The organism is Mesorhizobium sp. YR577 (genome assembly GCF_900116595.1).
In the GTDB taxonomy this organism is placed as follows: Bacteria; Pseudomonadota; Alphaproteobacteria; order Rhizobiales; family Rhizobiaceae; genus Mesorhizobium_M.
In genome coordinates this window covers 146673-165293 of sequence record NZ_FPBI01000007.1, presented here as the reverse complement: position 1 = coordinate 165293, position 18621 = coordinate 146673, and the positions used below count along the sequence as shown (strand labels likewise).

At 60.6% G+C, this 18621-nt stretch carries 17 protein-coding genes; 9 read left to right on the top strand and 8 right to left on the bottom strand.

The features are described from left to right. Positions 1–8: 8 nt before the first annotated feature. From BM413_RS12285 to coaD, 3 genes are read right to left on the bottom strand one after another with little or no spacing between them, the layout of a single operon-like run. Positions 9–524: a peptidylprolyl isomerase gene (locus tag BM413_RS12285; RefSeq protein ID WP_091913614.1), complete on the bottom strand. Its 516-nt coding sequence runs from the start codon at positions 522–524 to the stop codon at positions 9–11. A 28-nt stretch (positions 525–552) separates the two neighbouring features. Further along, complete coding sequence (locus tag BM413_RS12280) at positions 553–1149, bottom strand: peptidylprolyl isomerase (RefSeq protein WP_175544311.1); 597 nt, start codon at positions 1147–1149, stop codon at positions 553–555. An 11-nt stretch (positions 1150–1160) separates the two neighbouring features. Further along, positions 1161–1661 carry a pantetheine-phosphate adenylyltransferase gene (gene coaD, locus BM413_RS12275; protein WP_091913612.1) on the bottom strand — a complete coding sequence of 167 codons (501 nt, stop codon included), beginning with the start codon at positions 1659–1661 and terminating at the stop codon, positions 1161–1163. A 171-nt stretch (positions 1662–1832) separates the two neighbouring features. Between coaD and BM413_RS33995 the strand changes: the two genes are divergently transcribed. Continuing rightward, positions 1833–1967, top strand: coding sequence for a hypothetical protein (locus BM413_RS33995; RefSeq protein ID WP_091913611.1), 135 nt, complete (start codon positions 1833–1835; stop codon positions 1965–1967). 76 nt (positions 1968–2043) lie between these two features. On the opposite strand, the gene gyrA is transcribed toward BM413_RS33995, so the two are convergent. Continuing rightward, positions 2044–4857: a DNA gyrase subunit A gene (gene gyrA / locus BM413_RS12265; protein WP_091913610.1), complete on the bottom strand. Its 2814-nt coding sequence runs from the start codon at positions 4855–4857 to the stop codon at positions 2044–2046. A gap of 254 nt (positions 4858–5111) precedes the next feature. On the opposite strand from gyrA, the gene BM413_RS12260 reads away from it, so the two are divergent. Then, complete coding sequence (locus BM413_RS12260; protein WP_091913609.1) at positions 5112–5744, top strand: MarC family protein; 633 nt, start codon at positions 5112–5114, stop codon at positions 5742–5744. A gap of 95 nt (positions 5745–5839) precedes the next feature. Here the strand turns inward: BM413_RS12260 and ssb are convergent, their stop codons facing one another. Both ssb and BM413_RS12250 read right to left on the bottom strand, forming a co-directional pair. Next, positions 5840–6367 carry a single-stranded DNA-binding protein gene (gene ssb / locus BM413_RS12255; RefSeq protein WP_091913608.1) on the bottom strand — a complete coding sequence of 176 codons (528 nt, stop codon included), beginning with the start codon at positions 6365–6367 and terminating at the stop codon, positions 5840–5842. Between the two features lie 210 nt (positions 6368–6577). After that, positions 6578–7036, bottom strand: coding sequence for a dual specificity protein phosphatase family protein (locus tag BM413_RS12250; protein WP_244537849.1), 459 nt, complete (start codon positions 7034–7036; stop codon positions 6578–6580). Positions 7037–7997: 961 nt separating this feature from the next. Between BM413_RS12250 and uvrA the strand changes: the two genes are divergently transcribed. The 4 genes from uvrA to BM413_RS12225 are packed head-to-tail and all read left to right on the top strand — an operon-like array spanning position 7998 to position 12952. Then, on the top strand, positions 7998–10919 hold the full coding sequence (uvrA, locus tag BM413_RS12240) for an excinuclease ABC subunit UvrA (protein ID WP_091913733.1): 2922 nt from the start codon (positions 7998–8000) through the stop codon (positions 10917–10919). Positions 10920–10961: 42 nt separating this feature from the next. Further along, the gene (locus BM413_RS12235; RefSeq protein WP_091913605.1) at positions 10962–11459 is read left to right on the top strand and encodes a GNAT family N-acetyltransferase; all 498 of its coding nucleotides are present in this window, start codon (positions 10962–10964) and stop codon (positions 11457–11459) included. A 1-nt stretch (position 11460) separates the two neighbouring features. Next, on the top strand, positions 11461–12087 hold the full coding sequence (locus tag BM413_RS12230; RefSeq protein ID WP_091913732.1) for a glutathione S-transferase family protein: 627 nt from the start codon (positions 11461–11463) through the stop codon (positions 12085–12087). Between the two features lie 58 nt (positions 12088–12145). Continuing rightward, positions 12146–12952 (top strand): DUF72 domain-containing protein, encoded by an 807-nt coding sequence (locus BM413_RS12225; protein ID WP_091913604.1) that lies wholly within the window; start codon positions 12146–12148, stop codon positions 12950–12952. Here the strand turns inward: BM413_RS12225 and BM413_RS12220 are convergent. Beyond that, positions 12930–13565, bottom strand: coding sequence for a TetR/AcrR family transcriptional regulator (locus BM413_RS12220; protein ID WP_091913603.1), 636 nt, complete (start codon positions 13563–13565; stop codon positions 12930–12932). The genes BM413_RS12225 and BM413_RS12220 overlap by 23 nt on opposite strands. Before the next feature lie 101 nt (positions 13566–13666). Between BM413_RS12220 and BM413_RS12215 the strand changes: the two genes are divergently transcribed. Further along, on the top strand, positions 13667–14413 hold the full coding sequence (locus BM413_RS12215; RefSeq protein ID WP_091913602.1) for an SDR family NAD(P)-dependent oxidoreductase: 747 nt from the start codon (positions 13667–13669) through the stop codon (positions 14411–14413). A gap of 392 nt (positions 14414–14805) precedes the next feature. On the opposite strand, the gene BM413_RS12210 is transcribed toward BM413_RS12215, so the two are convergent. Next, the gene (locus BM413_RS12210; RefSeq protein ID WP_091913601.1) at positions 14806–16347 is read right to left on the bottom strand and encodes an NAD(P)H-hydrate dehydratase; all 1542 of its coding nucleotides are present in this window, start codon (positions 16345–16347) and stop codon (positions 14806–14808) included. Between the two features lie 359 nt (positions 16348–16706). Here BM413_RS12210 and BM413_RS12205 point away from each other — a divergent pair, with 359 nt between their 5' ends. Beyond that, positions 16707–17045: a P-II family nitrogen regulator gene (locus BM413_RS12205; RefSeq protein ID WP_091913600.1), complete on the top strand. Its 339-nt coding sequence runs from the start codon at positions 16707–16709 to the stop codon at positions 17043–17045. Between the two features lie 59 nt (positions 17046–17104). Further along, positions 17105–18514 (top strand): type I glutamate--ammonia ligase, encoded by a 1410-nt coding sequence (gene glnA / locus BM413_RS12200; RefSeq protein ID WP_091913599.1) that lies wholly within the window; start codon positions 17105–17107, stop codon positions 18512–18514. Positions 18515–18621: the final 107 nt, after the last annotated feature.

The window sequence follows — 18621 nt, the reverse complement described above, 5'->3', positions numbered from 1 at the left end:
CTTGCCTGTTATTCCGCGACGTCTGCCGCGACCTTCAGCGACACGATCTTGTCGGGATCCTGAACCGGCTCGCCGCGCTTGATCTTGTCGACATTGTCCATGCCCTCGATGACCTGGCCCCAAACCGTGTACTGGCGGTTGAGGAAGCCGGCGTCTTCGAAGCAGATGAAGAACTGCGAATTCGCCGAATTCGGGTTCTGGGCGCGAGCCATCGAGCAGGTGCCGCGCGCGTGGTTCATGTTGGAGAATTCGGCCTTCAGGTCCGGCTTGTCGGAACCGCCCATGCCGGCGCGCGCCGGATTGAAGTTCGGGCCATCGGACTTGCCGAACTTCACGTCGCCGGTCTGCGCCATGAAGCCGTCGATGACGCGGTGGAAGACCACACCGTCATAAGCGCCTTCACGCGCCAGTTCCTTGATGCGGCCGACATGGCCGGGCGCCAGGTCGGGCAGAAGTTCGATGACGACCTTGCCCTTCGTGGTTTCCATGATGAGCGCGTTTTCGCGATCCTTGATTTCGGCCATAACAAATTTCCTTTTTCGTAATTTCAGTTTACTTGCCATCGGCGGCGATGCGCACCTTGATCATGCGGTCGGGACTGCTGACAACCCCGTTGGCAGCCGCATCACCCTTTTTTATGCCATCGACGAATTCCATGCCGCTCTCGACATTGCCGACGATGGTGTAGTCGCCGTCGAGGCCGGGATTGGGTGCGTACATGATGAAGAACTGCGAATTCGCCGAGTTCGGGTTCTGGGCCCGGGCCATGCCGACCGTGCCGCGCACGAAATGTTCGCTCGAGGAGAATTCGGCCGGAAGGTCGGGCTTTTTCGAGCCGCCGGTGCCGGCGCGCTGCGGATCGTAACCAGATTTCATGTTGCCGAACTCGACGTCGCCGGTCTGGGCCATGAAGCCATCGATGACGCGGTGGAAGGCGACATTGTCATAGGCGCCTTCACGCACCAGCGCCTTGATCTGCTCAACATGCTTGGGCGCGAGGTCGGGCCGAAGCGCAATGGTCACATCTCCACCCTTAAGGCTGATGACCATGGTGTTTTCCGGCTCGGCCGCGAAGGCGGAGATGGAAGAGCCGACAAGACCGGCGATGACGACGAACGACGAAGCAAGCTTTCTCAGCTGCATGGACATCTCCACTCCCTTTACTTTGCGAATTTTGCAGTCAGCGCGGTGGCGACCACTTTAGGCACGAACGGCCGGATATCGCCGCCCATCGACGCTATCTGGCGGACAAGTGTGGCGGTAATCGTGCGAACCGACGGGCTGGCCGGCAGGAATATGGTCTGCAGATCGGGCGCCATGGTCTCATTCATGCCGGCCATCTGCATCTCGTAGTCGAGATCGGTACCGTCGCGCAGGCCGCGGATCATGATCGAAGCGCCGTTTTTCTTCGCCGCATCGATGACCAGCCCCTCGAAGGCAACGACCTTGATGCGCTTGGCATCCTTGCCGAATTCGGTCGCGGTCGAGCGCTCGATCAGGTCGACGCGCTCCTCGAAGGAGAACAGCGGCTTCTTCGCAGGCTGAATGCCGATTGCCGCAAACACCGTGTCGGCGATGGCAAGCGAGGCCTTCAGCACGTCGAGATGGCCGTTGGTCAAAGGGTCGAACGACCCAGCATAGATGGCGATGCGCTCTGTCATGGCGTGGTTCTAGCGGGCAGCGTGAGCAAAGGCAATCTGCCGCGGACTGCAGAATGAACGCCTGATGAACGGAGCGATCACGACAAGTTCAAGCAATGCGAAGTAGCGTGATCTGGAAAACATGAAACCAAATCGCCACATCATCGTTATCGAGGTCAGGAGAACAAGACCATGATGATTTACATGCTCGCTGCTGCAATGACTATCGCCATGTTGATCGCAACCGCTTTCGGCATCCATCAGGAGTCGGAGCGCATGCGCCTTCAGGAGCAGAAGGCTCGCTCGAACGGTTTCGGTCCCCGCTGATCTCTTGGAACCACCACCTCACCGTATTCCGGCGAGGTGGTTGAACGCGGGAGCAATACTTCAGGATTTCCTGGTATTACTCTGTCGGCCCCTGGTCTTCGGGCGCATTTTCCGTAACACCTTCGACAACCGTTCCGTCTGAAGCAACGATCTCGTCAGCCTCTTCGTCGCCCTGCGGCTCGGAAATGCGCTCGACAGAGACGACTTTCTCACCATCTGCCGTATTGAAGATCGTGACGCCCTTGGTGGCACGGCTGGCGAAGCGTATGCCGTTGACCGGCACGCGGATGACCTGCCCACCATCGGAAACCAGCATGATCTGGTCCTCGTTGCCGACCGGGAAGGTCGCGACGAGGCGGCCGATTTCAGCGACCTTCGACACGTCGGTGGCACGAATACCCTTGCCGCCACGCCCGGTCAGACGGAAATCGTACGAAGACGAGCGCTTGCCGTAGCCATATTCCGTGACTGTCAGCACGAACTGCTCATGCTGCGACAGGAACTGATAACGCTCCTCGGAGATATCGGCTTCCTCGCCGACCTCCTCGTTGGTCAGAGCAATCTCTTCCTCTTCGCCGGCAGCCGCATCCGCAGCCAACCGCCGCTCGGCAACCGAACGCTTGAGATAAGCCGCACGTTCGGGCGCATCCGCATCGACATGTTCGAGGATCGCCATCGAGATGACGCGGTCCTTCTCGCCCATGCTGATGCCGCGAACGCCGACAGAGTTACGGCTCTGGAAGACGCGAACGTCACCCACCGGGAAGCGAATGCACTGGCCGGTATCCGCGGTCAGAAGCACATCGTCATTGTCGGTGCAGGTCTCGACGCCGAGAATCTCGTCGCCCGCCTCCTCCAGCTTCATCGCGATCTTGCCGTTGCGGTTGACCTGGACGAAATCGCTGAGCTTGTTGCGGCGGACGGTGCCGCGTGTGGTGGCGAACATCACGTCGAGCTCGCCCCAGCTCGTCTCGTCCTCGGGCAGCGGCATGATCGTGGTAATGCGCTCGCCCTGCTCCAGCGGCAGCATATTGATCAGCGCTTTGCCGCGAGACTGCGGATTGCCGATCGGCAGGCGCCAGACCTTTTCCTTGTAGACGATGCCGCGCGAGGAGAAGAACAGCACCGGCGTATGCGTATTGGCCACGAACAGCCGCGTGACGAAATCCTCGTCCTTGGTCGACATGCCGGAGCGGCCCTTGCCGCCGCGGCGCTGCGCCCGGTAGAGCGAAAGCGGCACGCGCTTGATGTAGCCGGAATGGCTGACGGTGACGACCATGTCCTCGCGCTGGATCAGATCCTCGTCGTCCATGTCCGAGCCGCCATCGCTAAGCTCGGTGCGGCGCGGAGTACCGAACTCGTCGCGAACCGCAGCAAGCTCGTCTTTGACGATCTGCTGGATGCGCGCGCGCGACGACAGGATGTCGAGGTAATCCTTGATCTCGTCGCCGATGGTATTGAGTTCGTCCGAGATCTCGTCGCGGCCAAGGGCGGTCAGGCGCTGCAGACGCAGTTCCAGAATGGCGCGCGCCTGTTCCTCGGAAAGATTGTAGGTGCCGTCATCGTTGATGCGATGGCGTGGATCGTCGATCAGCAGGATCAGCGACTCGACATCGCGGGCCGGCCAGCGGCGCTCCATCAACTGGTCGCGCGCCGTCTGCGGGTCTGGCGCCTGCCGGATCACCCGGATGACCTCGTCGATATTGGCGACGGCAATCGCTAGGCCGACCAAGACATGGGCGCGATCGCGCGCCTTGCGCAGCAGGAATTTCGTCCTGCGGCTGATGACGTCCTCGCGGAAGGACACAAAGGCCTTCAGCATGTCGATCAGGGTCAGGATTTCCGGCTTGCCACCGTTCAAGGCAACCACGTTGGCGCCAAACGACGTCTGAAGCGGCGTGAAGCGATAAAGCTGGTTGAGGATGACGTCGGCGACCGCGTCACGCTTCAATTCGATGACGACGCGGTAACCCTGTCGGTCGGATTCGTCGCGAATATCGGAAATACCCTCGATGCGCTTGTCGCGCACGAGCTCGGCCATCTTCTCAATCATCGTCGACTTGTTCACCTGATAGGGAACTTCGGTGATGATGATGGCTTCGCGGTCGTTGCGGATATCTTCGATGGCGACCTTGCCGCGCATGACGATGGAGCCGCGCCCGGTCGAATAGGCATTATAGATGCCGGAGCGGCCGAGAACGATGCCGCCGGTCGGGAAATCCGGACCGGGAATGATTTCCATCAGCGCAGGCAGATCGATCGCCGGATTGTCGATGATGGCGATGGCGCCGTTGCAGACCTCGGTCAGATTGTGCGGCGGGATGTTGGTCGCCATGCCGACGGCGATGCCGCCGGAGCCATTGACCAGAAGATTGGGGAAGCGCGCAGGCAGAACGCGGGGCTCGCGACCGGACGCATCGTAAGTTTCCTGGAAATCGACGGTATCCTTGTCAATATCCTCCAGAAGCTCGTGCGCGACCTTGGTCAGGCGCGATTCCGTATAGCGCATCGCCGCAGGCGGATCGCCGTCGATGGAGCCGAAATTGCCCTGCCCGTCGATCAGCGGAACGCGCAGCGACCAATCCTGCGCCATGCGAACCAAGGCGTCATAGATCGAGGCGTCGCCGTGGGGATGGTATTTACCCATGACGTCGGCGACCGGGCGCGCCGACTTCACATATTTGCGGTTCCAGTGGTAGCCGCTTTCATGGGCGGCAAAAAGGATACGCCGGTGAACCGGCTTCAGCCCGTCGCGAACGTCCGGAAGCGCACGACTGACGATGACGCTCATCGCATAGTCGAGATAGGAACGCTGCATCTCCTCGATGATCGAGATAGGCTCGATATCGGAGGGGCCGCCGGGTCCACCCGGTAATTTCTGGTCGGTCAAATCGGATCACTTAAACTAGGAGAATCACTGCCCTCTTATATAGGAACGATACCGATTTCACCAATACCGAGCGCTTTTTTCCAGAACTGTTTTTCGCCACAAATTCAAATGGATACCGACGATTCGGGCAATCCTGCGACACCATGTCGAAAATATGCCTCCCAAGAAATCAGGAGGCCTTTGCCCTGATCTTGCCGTGAGGGGACTGGCGCGCGGAAAGCCGGCAATGTAGCCTGCCTGCAGGAGGACACGGAATGCCGAATTTCGACAGTGTTTTCAACGCCTTCGTGACGCTCCTGGTGACCATCGATCCGCCCGGGCTGGCGCCGATCTTCCTTGCGGTTACGCGGGGCATGACACGCGCGCAGCGCAGTCAGGTTTCGATCCGCGCCAGCATCATCGGCTTCGGCGTCATGGCGCTGTTTGCGATTGCCGGCGCGTCGATCCTGTCGGTGTTCGGCATCACCCTGCCTGCCTTCCGCGTCGCAGGCGGTTTCCTGTTGTTTTTCATTGCCTTCGAGATGGTTTTCGAGAAACGGCAGGACCGCAAGGAGAAGATTTCGGACGTGGCGATCACCAAGGATCACATCCACAACATTGCGGCATTTCCGCTGGCGATCCCGCTGATCGCGGGGCCAGGCGCCATCTCGGCGACGGTGCTGCTGTCAGGCTCATTTCCGGGGTGGGCCGCGCAGGCAGCACTGGTCGGCATCATCTTCCTGTGCCTTGCCCTCACCTACCTCGTTTTCATCCTGGCGGAGCGCATCGACGGCCTGCTTGGCCAGACCGGCCGTTCGATCCTGACGCGACTTCTCGGCGTCATCCTGGCGGCACTGGCCGTCCAGTTCGTTGCCGATGGCATCAAGGCAATGGTGGCGGCAGGCTGATCGATTTCAAAGGCAGCCGTAAAGACTATCGGCAAAGTCTTTCTAGACAGAAAACGGGTTCGCGGGAGCGTTGAACGCCCCCGCGAAAAAGTCACTCAGAACGGGATTTCGTCGTCGAGATCGCGTGACGAACCACCGCCACCGCCGCCTCGGTTTCCACCACCGCCGCCACCGCCACGGTTGAAATCATCGTTCGGGCCGGACTGGCCGAAATCCGATCCACGGCCACCGCCGCCGCCATAGCTCACCTGCCCGCCGTCGCCGCCCTGCCCGCGCGCGTCGAGCATCTGCAATTCGCCGCGGAACTTCTGCAGCACGATTTCGGTCGTGTAGCGCTCATTGCCGGTCTGGTCCGTCCATTTGCGGGTCTGCAACTGACCCTCGACATAGACCTTCATGCCCTTCTTCAGATACTGCTCGGCGACCTTGGCGAGGTTGTCATTGAAGATGACGATATTGTGCCACTCGGTCTTTTCCTTGCGCTCGCCGGAATTCTTGTCGCGCCAGCTTTCGGAGGTGGCGACACGAATGTTGACGACCGGCTCACCCGAGTTCAACCGCCTGATTTCCGGATCCGCGCCGAGATTACCAACCAGAATGACTTTATTGACGCTACCCGCCATGACACCGCTCCGCGCTTATCCTAACAAAATCGGCAAATTTGCCGGTACACCTTAGCCCATAGACACCATCCCGGCCACAACGGGGATGAAATTCAGGCTCTGTCCACAAGTTGTTTGTTCTCATTTTGTTCTATACAGCAATTCACCGTATTTCAAGCGCCGCCATCCGATTTCACGTCTTTTTCAACCGAAAGCCGCAATTATCGAAACTTAGCTGCTGGGTTGAGCGGATGCGGCACCAAATGCCTCCAAAGTCAGGTCCATGGCGTAGGTACGGCTGAAAGGCATCGAAAAATGCCCGTACCTGATTGAAAGCTGGCGCGCCGCCTCTTTGATATCTACACCGCTGACCGCGGCCAGATAGAGCGCCGAAACCAATCCGCTGCGATCAGCGCCCGACTGACAATGAACGAGCAGCGGTTTCCTCGCCTGGCGCATTATCGCAACAAGCCTGGCGATCTCCTTGCTGTCCATCTCGGTGATCGAACTGACGCGAAAATCGATCTGCTTGATCCCGAGCCTCGCGTTTTCCGCCTTCTCCGCTTCGTACCATGCGAAGCCATCATGCGGTCCCCTGAGGTTGATGACGGACTTTACGCCGTATTTGTCGGCGTATTCTTGCAGCTGGCGCGGCGTCGGCTGCGCCGCGCGATAGAGTTCGCCGGGCACGACCGTATGGAAGTTTCCGGAAAGCTGCAGATCGCAAAGGAATGCACCAAGCGCCAACAGAGGCAGTGCGAGAGCCCCCGCAATCCAGACACCCGCTCGCGCAGGCACCGACCGCTTCCCAAACACCGTCATACTCAAGGCCTCGCGAAACCGGGCGATGCCTCGTCTTGATGAAAAAGGACGTCGGCATTGGCGAGCGCCAATTTCCCCAGCGATTGCGGCAAATCGCGGTTAGCCGTGAGGCGGCACGGCGGCGGAGATTTGTTATTGTGGCGTCAAACGGCGTTTTCGACGGGATGTCTGTCGGGATCATGAAAACAGCCTCGCCGCTCATTCAAGAGCGGTCGAGGCTTTGATGACATTTTTGCCAACTGCCGGGAGTGTTTTACCGGCTTTGCTTTCGGATGCTACGCGGCTTCAGCCAACGATCCGACTAGTGGTCTCTGATTTTCTTTTTTGGGGACGGCAGGTCACAGTCTGCCGGGCAAGCCCGGGCACTTATGCCTGGCGCGGCTCCGCGCATTTGCAGAGCCATTTGGGACTGTCAGGTGGGGTCATACCTCGCTCCTCTGTCAGTTTCTCCAAAGTCTTCCAAAGCGCTTATTCGCTGGTTTGCGGCGTCTCGCAAACCGCCTACCGGCTGCGAAGAACATCGAAGGATGCTCGGCTCCAGATGACATAGGAAGTCTGCTCCTTCGATTTTTCGGCGTCAACCACGCGAAGCCTTGCCGGCAAAAATGTGATCGGCCTGTAACAAAGCCATATGGCTTATGCACAATATGTCAGGAGCGTGTTCGGCCTTTGTTCTTTTCGCTTGCTCCCCGCGGGCAAAGGCGGCTAAACCCTGCTGACGGAGAGGGTTGGGCGTCCCTCGACAGAGCGGCAAAAATACCTACATGACGGGATGGCCGGACAGACGGGCCAATCCAACAGTTTTCTTGAATTGAGGCGGCGGACCGGCATGGCCGATCATAAATATCTTTCCATTCGCGGTGCGCGCGAACACAATCTGAAAAACATCGATCTCGACCTTCCCCGGGATTCGTTGATCGTCATGACCGGCCTCTCAGGCTCGGGCAAGTCGTCGCTGGCGTTCGACACGATCTATGCCGAGGGCCAGCGCCGCTATGTCGAGAGCCTTTCGGCCTATGCGCGTCAGTTCCTCGAGATGATGCAGAAGCCGGATGTCGACCAGATCGACGGTCTGTCTCCAGCTATCTCGATCGAGCAGAAGACGACCTCGCGCAATCCGCGCTCGACGGTCGGAACCGTCACCGAAATCTACGACTATATGCGCCTGCTGTTCGCGCGCGTCGGCGTTCCCTATTCGCCGGCGACCGGCCTGCCGATCGAGAGCCAGACGGTTTCGCAGATGGTCGACCGCGTGTTGGCGCTGGAAGAAGGCACGCGCCTGTTCATCATGGCGCCGATGGTGCGCGGCCGCAAAGGCGAGTACCGCAAGGAACTGGCAGAGCTCCTGAAGAAGGGCTTTCAGCGCGTCAAGGTCGATGGCGTCTTCTACGAGATCGCCGATGTTCCAGCGCTCGACAAGAAGTACAAGCACGACATCGACGTCGTGGTCGACCGCGTCGTCGTGCGCGGCGATCTGGCAACGCGCCTGGCGGATTCCATCGAGACGGCGCTGAAGCTCGCCGACGGACTTGCGGTCGCCGAATTCGCTGACCGGCCGCTGGACGCCAGCCAGACCGGCGAGGATTCCGTCAACAAGTCGAAGAACGAGACGCATGAGCGCATCCTGTTCTCCGAAAAATTCGCCTGCCCGGTTTCCGGCTTCACCATTCCGGAGATCGAGCCGCGGCTTTTCTCCTTCAACAATCCGTTCGGCGCCTGCCCGGCCTGCGACGGCCTGGGCAACCAGCGCGCCATTGACGCCAGCCTGATCGTGCCCGACGACAATGTCTCGCTGCGCGACGGCGCCGTCAGCCCGTGGGCGAAATCGACATCGCCCTATTATTCGCAGACGCTGGAAGCGCTGGGCAAGGTTTATGGCTTCAAGCTCGGCGACAAGTTCAAGGACCTGACCGAGGAAGCACAGGAAGCCATCCTGCGCGGCACCGGTGAGCGCGAAATCGCCTTCACCTATGACGACGGTCTGCGGTCCTACAAGACGACGAAGACTTTTGAAGGCGTCATCCCGAACCTCGAGCGCCGCTGGAAGGAAACGGAATCGGCCTGGATGCGCGAGGAAATCGAGCGCTTCATGTCGGCCACACCCTGCCCGACCTGCAACGGCTTTCGCCTGAAGCCGGAAGCGCTGGCGGTGAAGATCGCCGGCAAGCACATCGGCGAAGTGACCGCGCTGTCGATCCGCAAGGCCAACGGCTGGTTCGAGGACCTGCCGGCGTCTCTCAACGACAAGCAGAACGAGATCGCGGTGCGCATCCTCAAGGAAATCCGCGAGCGCCTGCGCTTCCTCAACGATGTCGGCCTCGATTACCTGACCATGGCGCGCAATTCGGGCACGCTGTCGGGCGGCGAAAGCCAGCGTATCCGCCTGGCCTCGCAGATCGGCTCGGGCCTCACCGGCGTGCTTTATGTGCTCGACGAGCCGTCCATCGGCCTGCACCAGCGCGACAATGCCCGCCTGCTCGACACGCTCAAGCACCTGCGCGACCTCGGCAACACAGTCATCGTCGTCGAGCATGACGAGGACGCGATCCTGACCGCCGATTATGTCGTCGATATCGGCCCTGCCGCTGGCATCCATGGCGGCAATGTCATTGCCGAAGGCACGCCGGCCGAAGTCATGGCCAACCCCAATTCGATCACCGGCAAATATCTGACCGGCGAGCTCGAAATCTCCATGCCGCGGCATCGTCGCGAGATGAAGAAGGGCCGGCGCATAAAAATCGTCGGCGCGCGCGGCAACAATCTGAAGAACGTCACCGCCGAAATCCCGCTCGGCACCTTCACGGCCGTCACCGGCGTTTCGGGCGGCGGCAAGTCGACCTTCCTGATCGAGACGCTGTTCAAGGCCGCCTCGCGCCGCATCATGGGTTCGCGCGAGCATCCGGCCGATCATGACCGCATCGAAGGGCTGGAATTCCTCGACAAGGTCATCGACATCGACCAGTCGCCGATCGGGCGCACGCCGCGGTCGAACCCGGCGACCTATACCGGCGCCTTCACGCCGATCCGCGACTGGTTCGCCGGCCTGCCGGAAGCCAAGGCGCGCGGCTATGCGCCCGGCCGTTTCTCCTTCAACGTCAAGGGCGGCCGCTGCGAAGCCTGCCAGGGCGACGGCGTCATCAAGATCGAGATGCACTTCCTGCCCGACGTCTACGTCACCTGCGACGTCTGCCACGGCAAGCGCTATAACCGCGAGACGCTGGACGTCACCTTCAAGGGCAAGTCGATCGCCGACGTGCTGGAAATGACGGTCGAGGAAGGCGTCGAGTTCTTTGCCGCCGTGCCGGGCGTGCGCGACAAGCTGGAAACGCTGGCCAAGGTCGGCCTCGGCTACATCCATGTCGGCCAGCAGGCAAACACGCTGTCCGGCGGCGAAGCGCAGCGCATCAAGCTGGCCAAGGAACTGTCGCGGAAGGCAACCGGCAAGACGCTCTACATTCTCGACGAGCCGACAACCGGCTTGCATTTCCATGACGTGGCGAAGCTTCTTGAAGTGCTGCATGAGCTTGTCGACCAGGGCAACACGGTCGTCGTCATCGAGCACAATCTCGAAGTCATAAAAACCTCCGACTGGGTGCTCGACCTCGGCCCCGAAGGCGGCGACGGCGGCGGCGAACTGGTGGCCTCAGGCAGGCCCGAGGATATTGCCGAAGAACCGCGCAGCTACACCGGACAGTTTCTCAAGGAGCTTTTGGGGCGGCGTCCGGGCCGGAAGGCTGAGGCGGCGGAATAGAACACGCGTATCAAGCGAGTAGTCGTTTCGGAAAGGGCCTCTATGCAGATCAGAAGAGCACTTTCCGGCGACTTATCGGCCGTCGTAGCGCTCACCGAGCAGGCCTACGCGCCTTACACGGCGTTGCTCGGCGCGCCGCCTATCCCGGTTACCGAGGACTACGCGCCGCGGGTCGAGAACGGCGAGGTCTGGCTGCTGGAAAGCGATGGAGAACTGGCAGGGCTTGCCGTCTTCGAAATGCATGAAGACCATTTGCTGATCTTCAGCATCGCAGTCTCCCCTGCTTTCCAGGGCAAGGGCCTCGGCCTCACTCTGCTGCGTTGGCTGGAAGACAGAACGCGCGCGGCGGACTTGCCGGAAATACGGCTCTATACCAATGCCAGGATGGAACGAAACATCGCGCTTTATCTGGCCTATGGTTTTCACGAAACGGGCCGTCGGCCAAATCCCGTTCGGCCCGGCTGGATAGTCGTCGATATGGCGAAGGACGTGGCCCCGGCGGAAGATGCCGGACAGGCTATGGCTGTTCGAGGACGATGAAATGATCCTGATCGGGCAGTATGACTCGTCCTTCGTCCGCCGCGTCGGCATTGCGCTCAGGCTTTACGGCCTTCCCTTCGAGCATAGGCCGTGGTCGGTGTTCGGCGATGCCGACAAGATCGCCGAATACAATCCGCTGACCCGGGTGCCAACGCTTGTGCTCGACGATGGCGACGTGCTCGTCGACAGTGTCAGCATACTCGATTATCTCGACGGCCTGATGCCGGACCAGCGCACGCTGCATCCGCGCACGGAACCCGCGCGCCGGCATTCTCTCAGGATATCCACACTGGCGGCTGGCCTCGCCGACAAGGCCGTCAGTCTGTTCTACGAGCGCCGCCTGCATGAAACCGTCTCCCCGCTCTGGGAAGCGCGCTGCCTGAAGCAGATCCAGGGGACGCTCGCGGCTTTGGAGAAAGATCGTGCGGCAAGCGACAGCGAATACTGGTTCGGCGAGCGCATCGGCCACGCCGACATCGCGGTTGCGGCGTCCATCAGGCACATGCGGGACTCGCACCCTGAGCTCGCCGGCCTCGAGGCATTTCCCTCACTCTCAAGCCATTGCGAGCGGCTGGAAGCGCTGCCGGTCTTTCAGGAGATCTCGCAGCCCTTCGTTGCGCCGACATAAGATGCACCGCCAAGGCGACTGACGTCGCTTGACCGAATGAAGAAACGGAGGAGAAGCAATGAGCAGTTCCGGAAAAATCCGCGCCGGCATGGGCGGCTGGACGTTCGAGCCGTGGGACACATCCTTCTATCCGGAAAAACTGTCCAAGGCGAAGCAACTGCAATTCGCCACCCGGCAGGTACCGACAATCGAGGTCAACGGCACCTATTATTCCAGCTTCAAGGAGCCGACCTTTGTCAAATGGGCCAATGAGGCGCCGGACGGCTTTGTCTACGCGCTGAAAGGCAACCGCTTCGTCACCAACCGCAAGGTGCTCGGTGAGGCCGGCGAATCCATGATGCGGTTCCTCGAGTCCGGCGTTGCAGCACTCGGCGAGAAACTCGGGCCGATCCTGTGGCAGTTCGCACCGTTCAAGAAGTTCGACGAGGATGATTTCGGCGCGTTCCTGAAACTGCTGCCGGAAAAGCAGGACGGCGTGAAATTGCGCCACTGCGTCGAGGTGCGCAATCCTAGCTTCGTCGTGCCGGAATTCGTCGCGCTGGCGCGCAAGCACGATGTCGCCATCGTCTTTGCAGACCACGAAACCTACCCGGCCATTGCGGACGTCACCGGCGATTTCGTCTATGCACGGCTGCAGACTGGTTCCGACGATATTCCGACCTGCTACGCGCCGAAGGCGCTGGACGAATGGCTTGCGCGCGCAAAAGTATGGGCGCAGGGCGGCGTGCCTGCCGATCTGCCGCGCGCCGACCCGGCCAGCGAAGCGCCGGTCAAGCCGCGCGACGTGTTCGTTTATTTCATCACTTCCGGCAAGGTCCATGCGCCGCATGGCGCGATGGCTTTCATGGAGCGTGTGAAGGGCTAAGGCCGGCCGAGCCTGACGTCAGGCCGTCCCACGCAGCCATTGCTCCCTCGCCGATCGAAAGCAGCCTTTCGCGCGAAGCTCCGTCGCGCGCCTGGATCGACATGCCCTGCTGGACGGCGAGATAGAAGACGGCGACCGCCTCGCAATCAACCGTTGCCGGCAGTTCGCCCTGTTCGATTGCAAGCTTCAGGCGATTCTTGAAGTCTTCCACGTTGGCCTGCCGCCTGTGGCTCAGATCGCGGAAGACCTCCAGATTGCCGTCGCTGGGATTGAGCGCGCCAAGCACGATCAGGCATCCCTTCGGATCACCGGGCTCGCTGAACGCGATCGCCGAGGCGCGCAGGAAATTCGCCATCGCTTCCCGCGCCGTGCTCGGGCTTTCGAATGCTTTCCAGATATCGATGCCTTCGGTTGCGCTATAGAGATCGGCCGCCTCGCGAAACAGCGCCTCCTTGCAGCCGAAGGCCGCATACAGGCTGGGCGAGTTGATGCCCATGGCTGCCGTCAAATCCGACAGCGACGCACCATCATAGCCCTTCTGCCAGAACACGCGCATCGCTTGGCTCAAGGCTGCATCGCGATCGAAGCTGCGTGGCCGGCCTTTCTGAGACATCGAATACCTTTCTGTTATGATCGATACATAAATCACTTGACCGCTGCCGGCAAGCCTGACAACTATTCTGTATTGATTGATACAGAAAGGCAGTGAACAAAATGTCTACGGTCGAACTCCGGGGTAAGGTCGCACTGGTGACCGGCGGCAGCCGCGGCATTGGCGCCGCGATCGCAAGGCAGTTGGCCCGCGCCGGTGCCGATGTCGCGCTGACCTATGTGCGCTCGGCCGAAAAAGCCGAAGCCGTCGTAAAGGAGATCGAAGCTCTCGGCCGGCTTGGCCTGGCGATACAGGCGGACAACACCGACGCGCAGGCGGTCGAGGCATCAGTGGCGACCACCATCGCGCAGCTTGGACGCCTCGACATCCTCGTCAACAGCGCCGGCATCTGGCACGCCGGCCCCCTGGACACGGTAACGCTGGAACAGTTGGATGAAACGATGGCGGTCAATTTCCGCGCTCCCTTCATCGCATCGAAGGCAGCCGCAGCTGTCATGCCCGAAGGCGGACGCATAATATCGATCGGCAGCAATCTTGCAGAACGCGTGCCGGATGCAGGCATCGGCCTCTACTCGGCAAGCAAGGCGGCACTCGTCGGCCTGACCAAGGGCCTGGCGCGCGATCTCGGCCCGCGTGGCATCACCGTCAATGTCCTGCATCCCGGCTCCACCAACACCGACATGAACCCCGCCGACAGCGACCATGCCGACGCCCAGCGCAGCCGGATGGCGATACCGGAATACGGCTCCCCGGATGACATCGCCGGATTGGTCGCCTGGCTGGCCGGCCCGCAGGGCCGCTTCATGACAGGAGCCGCATTGACCATCGATGGCGGCGCCAACGCCTGATTCCGAAAACGTCGCTTTTCGCGCGACAAGGCCAACGGCGCAGAGACCGCGGCGAACTTCAGGCATCAAAAGTGTACGGCTCGGGGTTTTAATTCATCTCACAACGTCTAGACTTGCCGCGAACCGGTGAGTGGCGGGGATACCACCCAACCAGGATGAATGATGGCAATACGCCTGACACTGGTGCTTGTGCTTCTGGCGGGCTTTGCGTTTGCCTTCTCCAAACTGGCCAAGCACAATAATGGAGAAGATCCGGGCTCTCCTTGCGAGGAATGGTCGAATCCCGATTGCCGCCCGCCAGGAGTTGCCCCTCCTTCTTGATAGGCAGCGGAACGAAAGAGCGCCCACGGCGTTGAGGCGCGCATGCGGATTTTCCGGTGTTAGCTCAGGGTTTACCCCGCAGCTAGGGAGCCTGGTGGTACAGGCAATGCGCCGGGCTCCCGCAAATTCCGAAGCACAGAAAGCAGTGCCACCGGCAGATCCTCGGCGATCAGTCCCGGTCCAAATCGCTGCGCAGCATCAGCGTGCATCCAGACAGCGGCGCAAGCCGCTTCGAATGCAGGCATGCCCTGTGCCAGCAGGCCGGCGCAGATTCCGGCCAGCACGTCGCCGGAACCTGCCGTTGCCAGCAAAGGCGTGCCGTTGGAATTGATCGCGGCTCGCCCATCAGGCGCTGCGATCACTGTGTCCGGTCCCTTATAGATGACAACAGCGTTGGAGAGTGCCGCCGCTGCACGGGCCTTCTCCAGCTTCGACAGTTTTTCGTCGCCGGCAATGCCGGGAAACAGCCGGCGAAACTCGCCTTCATGCGGCGTTAGGATCGCATGCGGCGCGCCGGGGCGATGCAAGGCGGCAAACAATGCCTCCGGCTGCGAAGCGAGTGAAGTCAGCCCATCGGCATCCAGAACGAGACCTTTTGGCGAATTTTCCGCCGCTGCCAGCAAGTCGAGGAGAAAATTTCCGACCCCTGGTTCCGGTCCCAGTCCGGGCCCGTAAACGAGTGCTTCCGGGTGGCGCGCATCGAGGAAGCCGAACACTTCCTCCAGCGTGTCGGCCTTGCGCAGCATGATCGACGTCAGATGGCTGGCGTTCATGGAGAGCGATAGCGACGGGGACAGCACGGTGACCGCCCCTGCCCCGATCCGCGCCGCAGCCATGGCCGCCAGCCGGGCAGCACCCGTCGCAGAAGGTCCGCCCGAAAAGACGCCGACATGGCCGCGACTGTATTTGTAGGCGTCCGTCGCAGGCATCGGAAATTGATCCAGCCAAAGTGCCGGCGTGTTTTCAAAGCAGCGCGCGCCAACTTCGCCAATCACCTCATCGCTGATGCCGATATCGGCAACGACGACCTCGCCGCAGAGGTTGCGCCCCGGCTGAAGCAAATGGCCGGGCTTCTTGCGCGCGAAGGTGACCGTAACCGTCGCCTGAAATGCCTCGCCAAGTGCTATGCCGCTTTCGCCGGAAACGCCTGACGGCAGATCGACCGAAACGACCGGGATATTCATGTCCGCAGCGATCTGCGTGGCTCGTGCCGCCTCCGCGGAAAGCGGTTTCGACAGCCCTGCCCCGTAAAGCGCGTCGACCACAACCGCGCGTCGCTCGATTTCAAAGCCGGCTAATGATTTTGGAATTACCGGACAATCTGCGGCCGCCAGCGCTGCGTCACTTCCTGGTTTCGGCATTCCTTCAGTCCACAATGCTACCGCACATCCGGCCTCGGCCAGCAATCGGGCGATGACATAGCCATCACCGCCATTGTTGCCCGGCCCGCAAAGGACGTGAACGGTGGAAGCTGACGGAAACCGCGCCAGGACGAGCGCGGCCACGGCCGCACCGGCGTTGCGCATCAGCGCATACCCATCGAGAGGCCCACTTTCGATCGCGAGGCGGTCGGCCTTGGCCATTTCATCGGGTGTCAGGATTTCATGCGACATGCGAGCAGCCCGTCCGGCCCTTGGGGAGATTATGATTAGCACACCGCGCCGGCGCGTCGAAATGTAGGACGACAAGATAGATGCTCAGTACAGCGTGTGAAAACCGGCGCAAACAAAAAGCAAATGCCTAAAGTTTAGGCGAATTGCACAGATTTTACCCCGTTGCAAAAGCACTCCGATAAGCGATATTCAGGGTATCGCTTAAGCGCCCTGCGCTTTGCCTGAAAAACGCAAATTTTTTCGATCTTTGCGGATTCGAAGAAGGTTTGTTGCGCCTGCGGGCATCTGGCACGCTTCCTGCTTTGTGATGCGCAAGCGGGGCGACACCCGTACAGTCCCTAGCGGAGGCCGCATTTTTTATGAAAAAGATCGAAGCGATCATCAAGCCTTTCAAGCTCGACGAAGTGAAGGAAGCGCTTCAGGAAGCAGGCCTGCAAGGCATTACCGTCACCGAAGCAAAGGGTTTTGGGCGCCAGAAGGGCCATACCGAGCTTTATCGCGGCGCTGAATACGTCGTGGACTTCCTTCCCAAGGTGAAGATCGAGGTTGTGTTGGGCGACGAATCCGTCGAAGCGGCGATCGAGGCCATTCGCAAGGCGGCCCAGACGGGCCGTATCGGCGACGGCAAGATCTTCGTCTCCAACATCGAGGAAGTGGTGCGCATCCGCACCGGCGAAACCGGCATCGACGCCATCTGATCGGCCTCGCCGACGGAATTTCGTTTCAACGCCATCATTAAAATCACAGGAAACGCGACATGACGACAGCCAAGGACATTCTCAAGCAGATCAAGGACAACGACGTAAAGTTCGTCGATCTGCGCTTCACCGACCCCAAGGGCAAGCTCCAGCATGTGACGATGGATATCTCCGAGGTCGAGGAAGACATGTTCGCCGATGGCGTCATGTTCGACGGCTCGTCCATCGCCGGCTGGAAGGCCATCAACGAATCCGACATGGTCCTGATGCCCGATCCGGAAACCGTCCACATGGACCCGTTCTTCGCGCAGTCGACCATGGTCATCCTATGCGACATTCTCGATCCGGTCTCGGGCGAGTCCTACAACCGCGATCCGCGCGGCACCGCCAAGAAGGCCGAAGCCTACATGAAGGCTGAAGGCATTGGCGACACCATCTTCGTCGGCCCGGAAGCAGAATTCTTCGTCTTCGACGACGTGAAGTACAAGGCCGACCCTTACAACACCGGCTTCAAGCTCGACTCGACCGAACTGCCGTCCAACGACGACACCGACTATGAAACCGGCAACCTCGGCCACCGTCCGCGCGTCAAGGGTGGCTACTTCCCGGTTCCGCCGATCGATTCGTGCCAGGACATGCGCTCGGAAATGCTGACCGTGCTCACCGAAATGGGCGTGCGCGTTGAAAAGCACCACCACGAAGTGGCTGCCGCCCAGCACGAGCTCGGCGTGAAGTTCGACGCGCTGGTGCGCAACGCCGACAAGATGCTGCTTTACAAGTATGTCGTGCACCAAGTCGCCAACGCCTATGGCAAGACGGCAACCTTCATGCCGAAGCCGATCTTCGGTGACAACGGCTCGGGCATGCACGTCCATATGTCGATCTGGAAGGACGGCAAGCCGACCTTCGCGGGCAACGAATATGCCGGCCTGTCGGAAAACTGCCTCTACTACATCGGCGGCATCATCAAGCACGCCAAGGCCATCAACGCCTTCACCAACCCGCTGACCAACTCCTACAAGCGTCTGGTTCCGGGCTATGAAGCGCCGGTTCTGCTCGCCTATTCAGCGCGCAACCGCTCGGCCTCCTGCCGCATCCCCTTCGGCTCGTCGCCGAAGTCGAAGCGCGTCGAAATCCGCTTCCCCGATCCGGGCGCGAACCCCTACCTCGCTTTCGCAGCCCTGCTGATGGCTGGCCTCGACGGCATCAAGAACAAGATCCACCCCGGCCAGCCGATGGACAAGGATCTCTACGACCTGCCGGCGAAGGAACTGAAGAAGATCCCGACCGTCTGCGGCTCGTTGCGCGAAGCCCTGCAGAGCCTCGACAAGGACCGCGGCTTCCTCAAGGCCGGCGGCGTCTTCGACGACGACCAGATCGACGCCTATATCGAACTGAAGATGGCCGAGGTGATGCGCTTCGAAATGACCCCGCACCCGGTCGAATACGACATGTACTATTCGGTGTAAGGCGAACTCAGTTTGCTGAAAACAAAAACCCCGGCGGAAACGCCGGGGTTTTTTGTTTGACAGGCTTGCTGCAATGCCGGCGGCTTGATCAGGCTTCCGGCACAGCC

Bases quoted from the DNA above. Each gene is read 5' to 3' on its own strand.
- BM413_RS12285 (WP_091913614.1), bottom strand. From the start codon at position 524: ATGGCCGAAATCAAGGATCGCGAAAACGCGCTCATCATGGAAACCACG.
- BM413_RS12280 (WP_175544311.1), bottom strand. From the start codon at position 1,149: ATGTCCATGCAGCTGAGAAAGCTTGCTTCGTCGTTCGTCGTCATCGCC.
- coaD (WP_091913612.1), bottom strand. From the start codon at position 1,661: ATGACAGAGCGCATCGCCATCTATGCTGGGTCGTTCGACCCTTTGACC.
- BM413_RS33995 (WP_091913611.1), top strand. From the start codon at position 1,833: ATGATGATTTACATGCTCGCTGCTGCAATGACTATCGCCATGTTGATC.
- BM413_RS12260 (WP_091913609.1), top strand. From the start codon at position 5,112: ATGCCGAATTTCGACAGTGTTTTCAACGCCTTCGTGACGCTCCTGGTG.
- ssb (WP_091913608.1), bottom strand. From the start codon at position 6,367: ATGGCGGGTAGCGTCAATAAAGTCATTCTGGTTGGTAATCTCGGCGCG.
- uvrA (WP_091913733.1), top strand. From the start codon at position 7,998: ATGGCCGATCATAAATATCTTTCCATTCGCGGTGCGCGCGAACACAAT.
- BM413_RS12235 (WP_091913605.1), top strand. From the start codon at position 10,962: ATGCAGATCAGAAGAGCACTTTCCGGCGACTTATCGGCCGTCGTAGCG.
- BM413_RS12230 (WP_091913732.1), top strand. From the start codon at position 11,461: ATGATCCTGATCGGGCAGTATGACTCGTCCTTCGTCCGCCGCGTCGGC.
- BM413_RS12225 (WP_091913604.1), top strand. From the start codon at position 12,146: ATGAGCAGTTCCGGAAAAATCCGCGCCGGCATGGGCGGCTGGACGTTC.
- BM413_RS12220 (WP_091913603.1), bottom strand. From the start codon at position 13,565: ATGTCTCAGAAAGGCCGGCCACGCAGCTTCGATCGCGATGCAGCCTTG.
- BM413_RS12215 (WP_091913602.1), top strand. From the start codon at position 13,667: ATGTCTACGGTCGAACTCCGGGGTAAGGTCGCACTGGTGACCGGCGGC.
- BM413_RS12210 (WP_091913601.1), bottom strand. From the start codon at position 16,347: ATGTCGCATGAAATCCTGACACCCGATGAAATGGCCAAGGCCGACCGC.
- BM413_RS12205 (WP_091913600.1), top strand. From the start codon at position 16,707: ATGAAAAAGATCGAAGCGATCATCAAGCCTTTCAAGCTCGACGAAGTG.
- glnA (WP_091913599.1), top strand. From the start codon at position 17,105: ATGACGACAGCCAAGGACATTCTCAAGCAGATCAAGGACAACGACGTA.